The organism is Brunnivagina elsteri CCALA 953, from assembly GCF_002289455.1.
GTDB classification, from domain to species: domain Bacteria; phylum Cyanobacteriota; class Cyanobacteriia; order Cyanobacteriales; family Nostocaceae; genus Brunnivagina; species Brunnivagina elsteri.
In genome coordinates this window covers 1-15124 of record NZ_NTFS01000141.1, presented here as the reverse complement: position 1 = coordinate 15124, position 15124 = coordinate 1, and the positions used below count along the sequence as shown (strand labels likewise).

General features: G+C 39.8%; 7 protein-coding genes. 6 read left to right on the top strand and 1 reads right to left on the bottom strand.

Going from position 1 to position 15124, the window contains the following annotated elements; all coding sequences use genetic code 11:
• On the top strand, nt 1-1033 hold a 1033-nt coding region (gene tilS / locus CK510_RS13995; protein ID WP_095722283.1), incomplete at its 5' end, for a tRNA lysidine(34) synthetase TilS.
• A 141-nt stretch (nt 1034-1174) separates the two neighbouring features.
• On the opposite strand, the gene hmpF is transcribed toward tilS, so the two are convergent.
• Entirely contained in the window at nt 1175-2932 is a 1758-nt protein-coding gene (gene hmpF, locus CK510_RS13990) for a pilus motility taxis protein HmpF (protein WP_095722282.1), read from the bottom strand.
• 521 nt (nt 2933-3453) lie between these two features.
• Here hmpF and CK510_RS13985 point away from each other — a divergent pair.
• From CK510_RS13985 to CK510_RS13965, 5 genes are all read left to right on the top strand, one after another.
• Nucleotides 3454-4815: a response regulator gene (locus tag CK510_RS13985; RefSeq protein ID WP_095722281.1), complete on the top strand. Its 1362-nt coding sequence runs from the start codon at nt 3454-3456 to the stop codon at nt 4813-4815.
• Nucleotides 4816-4906: 91 nt separating this feature from the next.
• The gene (locus tag CK510_RS13980; RefSeq protein ID WP_095722280.1) at nt 4907-5272 is read left to right on the top strand and encodes a response regulator transcription factor; all 366 of its coding nucleotides are present in this window, start codon (nt 4907-4909) and stop codon (nt 5270-5272) included.
• A gap of 15 nt (nt 5273-5287) precedes the next feature.
• The gene (locus tag CK510_RS13975; RefSeq protein ID WP_095722279.1) at nt 5288-5818 is read left to right on the top strand and encodes a chemotaxis protein CheW; all 531 of its coding nucleotides are present in this window, start codon (nt 5288-5290) and stop codon (nt 5816-5818) included.
• Between the two features lie 17 nt (nt 5819-5835).
• Entirely contained in the window at nt 5836-8925 is a 3090-nt protein-coding gene (locus tag CK510_RS13970; protein WP_095722284.1) for a methyl-accepting chemotaxis protein, read from the top strand.
• Nucleotides 8926-9164: 239 nt separating this feature from the next.
• A complete protein-coding gene (locus tag CK510_RS13965; protein ID WP_095722278.1) occupies nt 9165-15023 on the top strand; it encodes a hybrid sensor histidine kinase/response regulator in 5859 nt (1952 codons plus the stop codon).
• Nucleotides 15024-15124 lie beyond the last annotated feature (101 nt).

The window sequence follows — 15124 nt, the reverse complement described above, 5'->3', positions numbered from 1 at the left end:
CCATGCGGTAATACATCGGACTATCCGCGCACGTAAATTATTCAAACGCCAGCAACGTATACTAGTAGCGGTTTCTGGTGGACAAGATTCCTTGTGTTTAATTAAATTACTGTTAGATTTACAACCAAAGTGGGAATGGGATTTAGGTATTGTTCATTGCGATCATCTTTGGCGTGATGACTCGAGTGTAAATGCGGAACATGTTGAAAATTTGGCAGAAATTTGGAAAATACCGTTTTATTTAGAAATAGCAGATGAGCCAGTTAATAGTGAAGCAACCGCAAGGAATTGGCGTTATCGGGTATTAGAATCAGTCGCACTTATTCACAACTATTCATGTATTGTTACAGGACATACGGCAAGCGATCGCGCTGAAACTTTACTTTACAATTTAATGCGCGGCAGTGGTGCGGATGGTTTGCAAGCCTTAACATGGCAGCGTATACTTCCTGATGGTATTGGTTTGGTACGTCCTTTGCTGGAAATAAATCGCGATCAAACAGGACAATTTTGCCAGGATTTTCAACTACCAATTTGGCAAGACTCAACCAATGAAAATTTCAAATACGCTCGTAACCGCATTCGTCACGAGTTAATTCCCTATTTACGGGAAAATTTTAACCCGCAAGTTGAATCAAGCTTGGCACAAACAGCCGAACTACTACAAGCCGAAGTGGAGTATTTAGAGCAAGCAGCTAAGGAATTGCAAGAAGAGGCAATGAGGGAAGGAAAAAGGGAAGGAAGAAGAGAAAGGGAAGAAAAACTTTTAACGAACCTATCCCCACTTTCGACTGACAACTCCCAATTACCCTTAAAACTAAATCGTCGGATATTACAAAACGCACCACTTGCGCTACAAAGACGAGTAATGCGGCAAATTTTGCTAGAAATACTTCCCTACGCGCCCAATTTTGAGCATATTGAAAAATTAACTGCTTTGATTATAGCCCCACAAAAAACGCAAACCGATCCATTCCCCGGAGGTGCGATCGCACTTGTCGAAGGAGATTGGATTTGTTTGCAAGCGATATAAAAAATAGATTTATTTAAAAAATTTTGTAGGGGCAAACGGCTGTTTGCCCTTATTTATGTCTGTTTGCCCTTATTTATGTCTGTTTGCCCTGATTCAGATTACATCCAGACGTTGGCTTATTTTTCCGAATCAAGAAAAACTCTAAGAAGCAGCTAACTCAGGTTGAGCGATAAAACTCATTAAAACTTCCTGCATCTCATTAACAGCTTCCTGTTGAGAATTGCCAGATTCTTGAACTTGCGTCAAAGAATCACTTACTCCTTGTAACTTCTGCCGTAAACCATCCACAGAATCCTGCATTGGTTGTAAAGTATCTTCATAAAACTCCAATACAGCTTTTGATTCTGCTTGTGCAGTTTGGAACAATTGTAAGTTTTCTTCCTTGACTTTCAACTCTTGGCGTTTTTCCTCCATTTCCTGAATTTGACTATCAATCATTCCCTGAGTCAAATCGATACTGGCTTGGATTTGCTCAATTTCCCGTTCCATGCTTTGTAACTCATCAGACTGCTGGCGACGTTGCGATTCGATTTGTGCCAAAATTGGAATTAAATCGGCTTGATTTTCCTGCTGTTCGCTAGTTAATCCCTTGCCTTGTCTCCGTAGCAACACCATTTGATGTGCGCGCAATTGATCTTGACGCTGCAATAAATTGCGACGTTGCCCTACCAGCGTTTCATTTAACATCTGGTAAAGGTCCTTTTCATCCTTCAATTCTTCTTCGTATAGATTGCGATCGCTATCCGTAGTTTGGCTAATTTTTTGTTTGAGGTCTTCTATAGTTTCTTGTTTATACTTAAGCTCTAGCTCTTGGTCATTAACAAAGCTCGAATCAATACTTAACTTGTCCTGCAAATCCTTTACCGTTTGTTCCAAATCTTCTAACGGCATCGACTCCAAAGCTTCAATATCAAAGGATTCGTCTAAAGCTACACTTCCAGACATCGCAGCCAAGCTATAAACCTGCTGATACATGTCTTCTTGGTAACGTAAATAACCCCTCAAAATTACTACATACTCTTGCTTACTATTAACCTTGGCAATATTATCTTTCAACTCAGATGTTTGATGCTCAAGTGCAGTTTCGGTAATTTGTAATTCATTCTGAATTTCTGCAAATTCTTCCAACAAAGCCTCAATTTCTATTTGCTGTTGCTCAACTTCAGTTTTTCGCAACTGAAATTTCTGCCAATGGGGATTTAACAACTCCTGCTGCATATCCGTCATTTCCACAGCAAAACCTAAATGCTCTACCACAGCATCCGTAGCAGGTACACCATTTGCCAAACGATCGAGCAACTCACGCAGTAGCGCAGCACGTGCCGCATCCACAAAAGTTCCCTGTTGGTGTTCCGCTTGGTTTTCCTCCAAACGTCGCTGTTGCCCCCGCAGATGCTCCCAAGCACCTTCAAGTTCTTGGCGATTACGTTCAATTTCCTGCGTCAAACGTTCAAATTCGGCACGAGACGAATCAACCGCTTGCTGTTGGGAATCTAAATTTTGACACTCCTCCTCCAATTGTTGAAGTTGTGCAATTCTATCTTCCATTTCCAGTTCGCGACGACTAAGTTCCTGCGCTTGGAACGTCAACGACTCCTTCCACTGGTCAATTTCTTCTTCTTTTGCCTTGAATTTTTCTACTTGACGAGAATAATTCTGCAAAATATTAACTAAAGGTTTTCCAGCCTCTTGAATGCGTTGCACTTGGCGTTGGGGACTCAACTCCACCATCACCATCGCACCGTCATTTAATTTGCTAGCTTCCTCTGCGGTAATTACTTCTTCAGTGATAGAACTCCAGCTTTGGTCGTTTCGCTGACAAGCTAAAAGCTTAAGTTCAGCCTTACCATTACTGAGTAAACCGCCTTTTTGTTTTTGTACTTCTGCTAAATACAGCACACCTCTATTCCTTTTGATGCACTTAGGGATATTGTTAAGAGCTATACATTAAATAACTATAAGGCTCACCTGAACTGCCATAGTTACAGACAGAGAAGGCAGGTATAACTATTTATATACGCGACATTTCAAATAAAAAATTTCAAATAAAGAATTTATCAGAGTAGTTTGCCACGTCATCATATTGTGTCTTTGGTTTCACATGGATGCCTACCGTGTTATCACTGGCAAATCTGTAATTCTTACTTTCTATGAATACCTTTTTTATTTGTAGTAATATTCAATGCACAATTAACTTATTTTTTACCTATTTGTAAATATCTAAATATAAATGGGCACAATAGCATCAAGTGCAAACGGGATGACCAAATTTTAGATTTGAGATTTTGAATTATTCAATCCAAAATCCACCAATCTCAAAAAGGTTTCCAGCCCTTAATCACCTGATTTAAAGGCTCTTAATACATCTTAGGGTCAATCTAAAATCCAAAATCGTTTGACTAGGAGTGCCTTGGAACTAAATGCAGGGAAATTTAGATGAAATCGATCTTCGCAGTATCCTGCAATTGATTGAGTTAGGGCAGCGAACGGGGGTATTATTTGTCGAAACCTGTGGGATTGGCAATACACCTCCAGGATTAAGCTACACTTATCGAAATCAATGGGGTGCAAATACCAAGCAGCTTTTGTGTAAACAGAGCTACTTACCTGATAGTCAGTTCGGTTGTTGGTTTGTATTTTTTTTGAATGGTCAAATTATTTATGCAAGCGATCGCGGACTGAGTTTATCTCGGTTGGATGATTACTTACGCCATTATCGGGTAAAGGTACGACTTGATGAAACGCTATTAACTGCAAATTCGTCACAGTCTATTCCTGAGTACAGCTATTTATGGGCACTACTCGAACAAAATATCATTAACCTTACCCAGGCTCGCATTATTATCCAAGGCTTAATTCACGAAACTATTTTTGACTTGTTAAATTTAAGGCAAGGAAATTTTATTTTTAAAGTTACCCCCCCACTTGCACCTGTATTAACAACTTGGCAAACTACGCCAGTTGCGGCAAAGATTGCTAAACAGGTGCAAAATTGGAAACTGCTTTATCCATATATTTGTTCCCCCGATCAGTTACCAATGCTCTCAGATGTCACTCGGTTACGTGTATCCCTACCCCCAGCTACCACCAACAAGCTCAAACAATGGGCTGATGGCAAAACATCGCTGCGTCAACTAGCACGTTATCTCAACCGAGATATTTCCACTGTTGCGAAGGCAATATTTCCTTACGTACAACAAGGCTGGGTGAAGCTAGTATATACAAATACAATAGAAACAGTAGCAACTCAGGATAGTCAGGAGCTAAATCAGCAGCAAAAGTCGAAAATTAGAATCGTTTATATTGATGATGCAAATAGTGTTGGTAAATCAGTCGAGTCGATTTTGAATTCCCAAGGCTTTGATGCGATCGCGATCGTTAATCCCCTAGAAGCCCTAAGTCAAACTTTGACACTCAAGCCAGATTTAATCCTATGCAGTATTACCATGCCAGAATTGGATGGTTACGAATTCTGTGCCATGCTACGGCAATCAAAATTTTTTCGGTTTTTACCAATTATTTTCCTGGCAAACCAAGATGATTTTATTAATCGGACTCAAGCCAGAATGGTAGGAGCAACAGACTATTTAGCCAAACCCTTTCACGAAAATGAGCTACTAATGTTAATTAAAAAATACCTTCAGGATAATTCTAATTACCAAGATATAAATAATACAGGACTTGTCGATCCCATCAAAGAAGGGGTACAAAATAATATCACGGATATCATCGACTTTACCGAAACAGATAGAAAGCGATCGCTTATAAAATTTGTCAAGTAATAGAATTAATTTATACATTAATTGATTGTGGGGATTCAGGGAATGTTCCATGTTGAGGGACATCTACATTTACTGAGGTAGATAGGCTTATATGAGTACAGTTCTGATTGTGGAAGATAGTATTGCCCAGAGGGAGATGATAACAGACCTCCTCAAGGCAAGTGGAATGACAGTTAGCCACGCTAGTGACGGAGTTGAGGCTTTAGAAGCAATCCTCAGCGAACCTCCCGATTTAGTGGTTTTGGATATTGTCATGCCCCGGATGAATGGTTATGAGGTTTGCCGTCGCTTAAAATCCGACCCCAAAACCCAAAATGTCCCTGTGGTTATGTGTTCCTCTAAGGGGGAAGAATTTGACCGTTACTGGGGGATGAAACAAGGTGCAGATGCTTATATCGCCAAACCGTTTCAGCCAACCGAATTGGTGGGAACAGTCAAACAACTGCTGCGAGGATAAAAGGATAAAGAAAGCATGGTTAGCAAACCGGACTTTTTAGTGGGTAATGGAGAAGATCAGTTTCGTCCTGAGTTTCAGGTCGAAAGTCCTGAAGGTGAGTTGCATTTGCGATTTTTTATTCCCTCGCATCAGGAGTTTGCGCTGCTGGCAACTGGAATTCGCGAAGTTATCGAACTAACTCCCGACAGAATTACTCCCATTCCGAATGCTTCACCTCTACTTTTGGGTACTCTAAATTTACGAGGTCGAGTGATTTGGGTGGCTGATTTGGGTCAGTTTCTTGGGGATGGAACAGCATTAAACACCGACAGAGGCGAAATACCCGTAATTGCGATTGAAGAACAAGAAACAATTGTGGGTTTGGCAGTAGACGAAATCGGTGGGATGGATTGGCTGGATGTTAAAAATTTAGCGTCACCAACTAATATTCCAGACACAATGGCTCCGTTTCTACGGGGTGAATGGATGTTAAACGCAGAAAGCACTCAGTGTCTGCGACTGCTGGATCAGACCGCAATATTGCGGAGTGCGCGGTGGGCAGGATGAAATTCGGAGACAGTGAAATGGCAGCAACTATAGACGATTACGCGCAAATTTATCAGCAGGCTCTGACAGCCTATGCACAACAAAAATACGAAGAAGCAGCCACTTTAATCGACCAAGTGGTGGTGTTTTTACCACAAGACCCCAATACCCATCTATTGCGGGCACATGTTTACTATGTTCTCCAAAATTATGATATTGCTTCATATGAGTATCAGAAAGTACTCGAACTAAGCAACGATTCAGAAATTGTTGGTTTTGCAAAAAACGGCTTGGAGAGTATTAGTCAATATCAAGTACAGTTTGATGATATTGATACGCCGGAAATTGCAGACAATGAGCAAATCAATTTCTCCGATTTGGTCGAACCTGGGGAGTTTGATAGTCAAACAGGTGGAAATGAATCTCTATTTGGGGATTTAAATAATAGCGGCTTTGACTTAAGTGCTTTTGGTGAAAGTCATCAAGATGGGCATCAAGGTGACAATATATTTGAGGATTATTCCTCAAGTAATCCCTTTAACATGCCAACTGATGGTACGGGATTTGGTGTATCTTCTGACGATTCTTCTGGGACTTCAAACGGAAATCCGTTTGTTGCGGCAAAAGAAAAGTCTCAACCTAGTGAAGGTACAAGTAATGGGGAAAAACAATCAGAATTAGAATTGCCAGCATTTTGGCAAGATGAAATTCCCACCAATAGTTTTACCGATGCTGCAAGTCATGTTAGTGGCAAAATTGATAATAAGTCAGCCCTAGAAAATACAAGCCCAAAAACTACAAATAATCCCCAGCAAGGCGAGTTAGATTTACCTCTAAGTGGCAGTTTTGAGAATACTTCCTCACTTCTTGGGGAAATAAATGAAATTGATACGACAGGGTATTTGAATTTTAATATACATAGTGATACTGATGATGAAACGATTCATATCAGTGGAGTTAAGGATACAACCGATAAAACAGCAGGGACAGAAATACCTAAAACCGACACTTTAGCATTTACTAGTCAAAGCACTAGCCCAGATGACTTTGATAATGAAAATATCAGTCAGTCCACAACGGAGACACACGCACGTCCTGCGGAATTTTCAACCTTCAGCATGGATTTAACGCAAGAAGGAAAGCCTCACAGTTCTGGGATGACGGTCGAGCGTGACAGTTTTGATGCTGATGATAGTTTTGATTTTGAAGCCTTTGAATCGGCGTTTGGTTCCGATAGCTTAACAGACAAAGAGCCTTCGGTTACTGCGGGAAATACCAGTAGTACAACGAGTAATAAGGCTGCTAAGGGTAAGGGGAATAAGGTTGAATTTTTAGATGATTTTGATGAATTTGATGACTTTGGTAATATTCCCGGATTTGATTTAACTGGAGAATCGACTTTTGGTAGTTCGCAACAATTGCATTCAGGTTCATTTGAAAATTCAGTTAAACCCTCTTCGGAAAAATACGCAGCGACATCAAAGAGTAAAGAAAATGGTAGTCAGTTTGCTGATGGGTTAGGAGGATCGGTCAACTTCGGAAATACCTCCAGTAAGTCGAATATGGCGAAATCGACCCTGGGAGGGGAGCGGGAAGATGAATTATTTAGTATTACTTCCTCACAAGAAGCCGTACCAATTTTTACTCAATCCGATGTCAGTCACGTTGAACCCCAAGTTAGTGTTGAACAGGGTTTACTAGCACCTTTGGAAAATGCCACCCTAGAAACCAAACAATGGTTTATTGCGGCTACTGTGGGGGTCATTTCAGCCCTAGCTGTCGCTAGTGTCAGTTTTGTGTCGGCGAATTTTTTCTCCAAGGCTGAAGAACGTGCCCCGATTCGGAATACGGGTTTGGCAATGGCATTAGCTGCGGGGGTTGCGGGATGTGCGACGACTCGGTTGATGGGCAATCTCACATTTAAGCAAATTCGCCGTACCACCAAGGATTTGCAAAACCAATTTGATGCGGTGCGTCAAGGAAATATGGGTGTGCAAGCCACTGTTTATTCCGAAGATGAATTTGGGCAATTGGCGGCTGGCTTCAACGAAATGACTCGTGTAATTTATACCACTACAAGCGAGGCGACGCGGAAAGCCCACGAGCAGGAGGAAGCGAAGGAAAACTTGCAACGGCAGGTAATTCGCTTACTTGATGATGTGGAAGGTGCGGCGCGAGGTGACTTGACGGTGCAAGCGGAAGTTACAGCAGACGTACTGGGTGCGGTTGCGGATGCTTTTAACTTAACGATTCAAAACCTGCGGGATATTGTTCAACAGGTGAAAGTCGCAGCCCGCGAAGTCACCAAAGGGGCGACAAATTCGGAAACATTTGCTAGGGCATTATCGACTGATGCATTGCGTCAAGCTGAGGAATTGGCGGTAACGTTGAATTCAGTACAGGTAATGACTGATTCGATTCAGCGTGTGGCAGAAGCTGCCAGGGAAGCCGAAACTGTAGCACGAGATGCCAGCGAAATCGCCATTAAAGGTGGCGAAGCGGTGGAAAATACCGTGGCAGGTATTTTAGAGATTCGTGAGACTGTGGCGGAAACAACCCGAAAAGTGAAACGGTTGGCGGAATCATCGCAAGAAATTTCTAAAATTGTGGCATTGATTTCCCAGATTGCTTCCCGTACCAACTTATTAGCGTTAAATGCATCGATTGAGGCTGCGCGTGCGGGGGAAGCGGGACGAGGTTTTGCGATCGTTGCGGATGAGGTACGTCAGCTTGCAGATAAATCAGCAAAATCGCTGAAAGAAATCGAACAAATCGTGATGCAAATTCAAGGTGAAACTAGTTCGGTAATGACAGCGATGGAAGAAGGAACGCAGCAGGTAATTGCGGGTACGAAACTTGCGGAAGAGGCAAAGCTATCGCTCGATAATATTATCCAGGTTGCTAACCGTATCGATATTCTCGTGCGATCGATTACTGCTGATACTGTAGACCAAACAGAAACCTCCCGTGCGGTAGCGCAGGTAATGCAGTCTGTGGAATTGACAGCGCAGGAAACTTCGCAAGAAGCCCAACGAGTTTCTGGTGCCCTACAACACTTGGTGGGTGTATCCCGTGACTTGATTGCTTCTGTGGAACGTTTCCGTGTTGAAACTGCGGAATCGAGATAGAAGTTAGGAGTTAGGAGTTAGAAGTTAGAAGTTAGAAGTTAGAAGTTAGAAGTAAAAAATATTAATTACTAATTCATTAATCTGAACTTACTAATCAATTTCTTTTAACTCACCAACCCTAATTTACAGTCCTTAACTTCAAACTAACGATTTACAATTAAATAAACTAAATTAATTTAACAACTCATAGCTCATAATTCATAACTTCTAACTCGTAATTAACTCTTAACTTTAGAATTATGTTACCGGAACAACAACAGCGTATTTTAGGCTATTTCATCGAAGAAGCGAGAGACCATCTCAATACAATTGAACAAGGGTTGCTCAACCTCCAAGGAACTTTAAACGATCAGGAAATGATTAATGAAGTGTTCCGGGCAGCCCATTCAATTAAAGGTGGTTCGGCGATGCTAGGTTTAAATAGCATTCAGAGAACTGCACATCGACTGGAAGATTGCTTTAAGGTTTTAAAAGAAAATCCAATTCAAGTCGATCAGAAATTAGAGTCTTTGTTTCTTGGTGTTTCTGATACCCTAAAATCCCTATTAGAGCATCTCAGTGGACCATTTGGTTTATCAGAAGAAACAGCTAATACTATAATGTCAGAAGCCGAGCCTGTTTTTGGTTGGTTGCACGAACATTTAGAGTTATTAGTAGGACAACAAGGTGGTACTATAGATATTGAAAAGCCCAAACCTGTTACTATCACCGTCAGTACACCTACATTTATTCCGGCTCCACCACCAACAAGACAAAGCTTTGCTCCTCTAGCAAGTGGGGATAGTTGGCAGCAGTTTCAAAACCAAGTACTGCAAAAATTGCGAGATATGTTGCAATTATTCAAGCAAAATCCCATACCTGAAAATCGTAAGGGGTTGGAAGCTTGTTGTCAGTATTTAGCAATAATTGGTGATGACTTAAAGTTAACTAATTGGTGTCATTTGTGTCGTGCTTGTGCCAGTGCGATCGCAAATCCTGACAATAGCTATTTGACACTAGCCAAAGTCGTAATTACGGATATCAAGCAAGCGCAGGAGTTAGCATTAACTGGTAGAGATGCGGAAATTGCACTTAGCCAGCAACTCGAAGCCTTAATTGGTGTCCCAGAAATTGAGTTGTTGGAACTGAGCAGCGATTTCTTTGAGGAACCAACTACGGGGATTTATACATCTGCTACATCTCAAGATACAGAATTAAACGAAGACGAAATTGATTTTTCTGATAGTGATGATATTTCTGATTTTATCACTAATGCTAATTTCAATATTGAAGATAATAGTGATAATATTAATTCGCTGTTTGATTTATCAGAACAACTCAATTCTGAAAGTAATGAAGGGTTAAAATTTTCATCAGATAAATCATCAGGAATTTCATTAGAGAAAGATGATTTTGTCGATTCTTTATTTGAACTATCTGAGCAAATTGACTCTGCTGAAGAAGCCGATATTGAGCTAGATTTAGGATTAGATTCAAGATTTACAACTGAAGAGAATAATATTAATTCGCTGTTTGAGTTATCAGAGCAAGTTGATAATAATTTTAGTGATGCGTTATTAATTTCTAAAGATGTAAGTAAAGATAAAGTTGGAAGTAACAATTCACTTTTTGGAAATATAGAAGAGATTGATAGAGAAATTATAAACAAAACTACAGTATCATCTGTAGACGAAACTTCGAGAACTAATATTATTATCGATCAGAATGGACCAGAAGTTGGAATTGCTGAACTTACTGAACTTGACGAATTATTTAAGGAAGATGCTCCCGAACTTGATGGTACTTGGGAAGGGGAAGAAAATATTGATTCAAAAGCTATTAATGAAGCAAATCCAGAGGATGATGAAGCCGAAATTCAAACTAATAGTGAAGTAGCAGATTTGCTAGTATTTGAAGATAGTACTAGTATTCACGATCGCTCTCCAGATAGTAATGAAGAATTCACGATAGTACAGTTATTTGGTAATTTTCTTGATGAAGATGAAGAAAAATTAGAAGAACCCCCAGTACCTTCAACAAACTATCACGATATTCAAGACTATACGATTATTTCACCAATTCCAGACCAATCGGAACTTTTGAATGGTGGGAATCTAAATTTCAGTGATAAGGAGGATGATTTATTATCTCTTGGGTTTGATGATAGTTTTAACGATGTTCCTTCCCATGAAAAATTAAATATTAATGACTATAGCAACGAAAATGGAGAAGTTCCAAAGTTATTTAATAATGATGATGCTTCTGAATCTTCTCGGTTTGATAATTTGTTTGCAGATGAGGAAAATTCTGAAATAGATGATGCAATCTCTTTAATTGAAGATAATCAATCTGGAATATCTGAAATAGAAAGAATTAATGGTGTTGATGATAATGTTGATAGTCTTTTAGAAAATTTAGAATTAAAAGAAAATTTAGAATTAGAAGAAAATTTACAAGTCACATTAGAATCTAATCAAGTATTAACAGGTTTGGAAACTAATGATAACTTATCTAGCACTGTAGACTCAGATATATTAGATAATCTATTTAATAGTCCTTCTTCTACAGATGTAGAATTTTTACAGCCGGAACTTTCTTATCAAAAAAACGATTTAGCTGACTTCTGGAGACAAACAGAAGCAATACAAGATACACAGCCATCTGAATTTGAAATTAATAAAGATATTGCTACAGCATTAGAGGAAAGTTTATTTGAAGTCACTTTAAATAATAGTATTTTTAACTCAACTCAGGATGCAATAATTTCTGTTGAAGAGAGTGATAATTTTGATATTTATGATTTAGATATTGGCTATCAAAAGGAAGAAGAATCACTCGATTTGTTTGATGATGATGGTTCTGGAGATTTATTTGATGAGTTAACACCATCACAGATAGCATCTGTATCTTTATCTATAGTTAATACGAGCGATAACCGTAATCATTCGCAGCAACCAGAAGCACTGGAATTTGCACCAGAATTTACACAAAATCTGGCAACTGAGTCAACAAAAACAGATACAGAAAATGCCAGCGATGAGATTCTACAAGTTGCATTTGCTGAAGATTCCGAAGATTTGGAAACATCAGCAACAACACATCAATTACTAACCGAAATTAATAATGAAACTCCAGAAAATCCATCAGAGATAATCCTTGTAGAAATTGAACCTATTACAAAACATGACAATTTAGTCGATGATTTCTTCGATGTTGATACCGTCGCACCATCTATTAATGAGATAAAAGATACATCCGAAATTCCAGAAATATTTGAACCTTCAACACTAACAAATGCAGAAATAAATTTTATCGATGATTTGTTTGGTGAAATTACTGTTCCGCAGCTAACTACTGAATCTCATTCAGAAAATAATGTTATTGAAAATATTGAAAATATTAACAATAACATTAATGAAAATACTGATTTAATTTTACCTGTAGAATTAAATACAACAGGTATTAATGCAACAACTATACAAAAGTTTGATGCCGGATTAGATGATGATTTGCTAGCAGATATGTTATCGGTTGATGAGTTGAAAAGTTTAGGAGCAATTTTAGAACCTCCTTTAGAATCTGCTGCTGATGTTCCAGTATCTGATTCTTCAGTAAATTTTGTATCAGAGACTTTCTCATTAGAAGATTTAACATCAATTGAAGTTGAAGATTCACTTTTTGCTAGCGAGGAAGTTAATAATCTAGAAATTGATAATCTGGGATTTAATAATCTGGAATTTAATAATCTAGAAATTGATGATCTGGAAATTAATAATCTGGAAATTGATGATCTGGAAATTAATAATCTGGAAATTAATAATCTGGAAATTGATAATCTGGAAATTGAAAGCAAAGACGCAGACGAATCTGATGAATTTGACCAACTAGATGCGCTGCTTGGTGATTTTAATGCACCTGAATTTAATGCGGATTCATTGGAAGACGATGATTTTGCCGCACTTGATGCTTTACTGGGTAACAGTATTACACCCGTTGTTGCTGCTGCGAGTACAGCAATAGTAATAAGTGCAGCAACTATGAGGCAGAACCAAACCGATACTATTGATGAATTTGGCGATTTAGAAAAATTGCTGGCAGATGCCGATCAAAGTATATCAACACCAGGGGCAGGAACAAACACGGGGAAAATCCAACGTCCACGAGCAGCGCGATTCGAGCAATTGATGAAGGTATCTGTTAAGCATCTTGATGATATGAGCAACCTGGTTGGGGAGTTGGTGGTTAACCGTAACACTCTAGAACAGGATCAGGAACGCTTACGTCAATCACTCGATAATTTGTTGATTCAGGTACACCACTTATCAGATGTTGGTGCCAGGATGCAGGAATTGTACGAGCGATCGCTATTAGAAGCGTCGCTGTTAGCTAGTCGTAAAGGTAGCTTTAGTAGTGGTGGTATTAATAGTAGTAGTAGTATTGTTTCTAACCATAATAGCGATCGCGGTTTTTCGGAACTAGAGATGGACAGGTTTACACCCTTCCACACATTATCTCAAGAAATGATTGAGTTAATTGTTCGAGTGCGAGAGTCTGCAAGCGATATTGATTTTGTCACTGAAGAAACCGAACGGGTAGCTAGACAATTCCGTCAAGTAACGACGCAATTACAAGAAGGTTTGACGAGAGCTAGAATGGTTGCCTTCTCCCAAGTTACCGACAGGGTAAAACGTGGTGTGCGCGATAATGCAATTAAGTGCGGGAAACAAGTCAATTTGATTATCGAAGGACAAGATACTCTCATCGATAAGATGATTTTAGAGCATTTGACCGACCCGCTCGTACATATGTTGAATAATGCGATCGCACACGGAATTGAAACTCCTCAACAACGGCAAAGCAAAGGTAAATCTGCTGTTGGTACTATTAATGTTCGTGCTTTCCACCAAGGGAACCAAACCGTTATTTCTGTCAGTGACGATGGTGCAGGAATCGATCCCGAACAAGTTAAGCAAAAAGCTCTCAAAGTTGGGTTAATTACTCCCGAACAAGCTAAAAAAATGTCGCGTATCGAAATATACGAACTATTATTCCAACCAAATTTTAGTACTAAAGATAAAGCCGATGATTTAGCTGGTCGTGGTGTGGGAATGGATGTGGTACGTACTAGTATCAGTGAAATAAGAGGTATAATTAACACGGACTCAACCCTGAACAAAGGCACAATTTTTACAATTCGCTTACCCCTGACTCTAAGTATTTGCAAAGCCCTCAGTTGCGTCTCCGATAAGGCACGGATAGCTTTCTCAATGGATGGTGTTGAAGATACTCTCGATATACCAGTTAGAAATATTCAGAAAAATCCCGCAGGAGAATCGTTTATTTTTTGGCGCGATACCCAACTACCTTTCAAACCATTAAAAGACCTCCTAACTCTCAACCGTCAACTTAGCCGAGGTAGTGTTTACGGAGGAACTCGTGAGGATGATATGGTATCAGTTGTAGTGATTCGTTCCGGGAATACCCTGATTGCACTCCAAGTTGACCAAGTATTAAGTGAGCAAGAGATAGTAATTAAGCAATTTGAAGGACCAGCACCTAAGCCCATAGGTGTTGCAGGTGCTACCGTCCTTGGGGATGGTCGAATTATGCCAATCGTCGATGTTCTCGAACTTCTCGATATTTTCCAAGGACGTACATCGAAACAAAGTGCTGTTACCATCTTCGATGCACCTAACAGTGGTGGTACGGAAAGTACAAGTTCAAAAATTGACCCAACTGTACTTATTGTTGATGACTCCATTACGGTTCGCGAATTACTCTCTCTGTCATTTAATAAAGCCGGATACCGGGTTGAACAAGCCCGCGATGGACAGGAAGCTTGGGAAAAACTTCGTTCCGGTTTACCTTGCGATATCGTCTTCTGCGACATCGAAATGCCTCGCTGCGACGGACTAGAACTACTTTCACGTATCCAAAAAGAAGCCAGTCTCAATCATTTACCGATCGCAATGTTGACTTCGCGAGGTGCCGATAAGCATAAACAAATGGCGATTAGTTTAGGTGCTAGTGGTTACTTTACCAAACCCTATCTCGAAGAGGCATTACTTGAAGCCGCAGCACGAATGCTTAAAGGTGAAAAACTTGTCGGCAATGGTTAATCGGATTTTGGATTTCCCTTGCTATCCCGAAATTAGCTCCCCTTTGGAAAGTAGGGAAATTAGAAATATTGTTCCCTCCCCTTAATAAGGGGAGGGTTAGG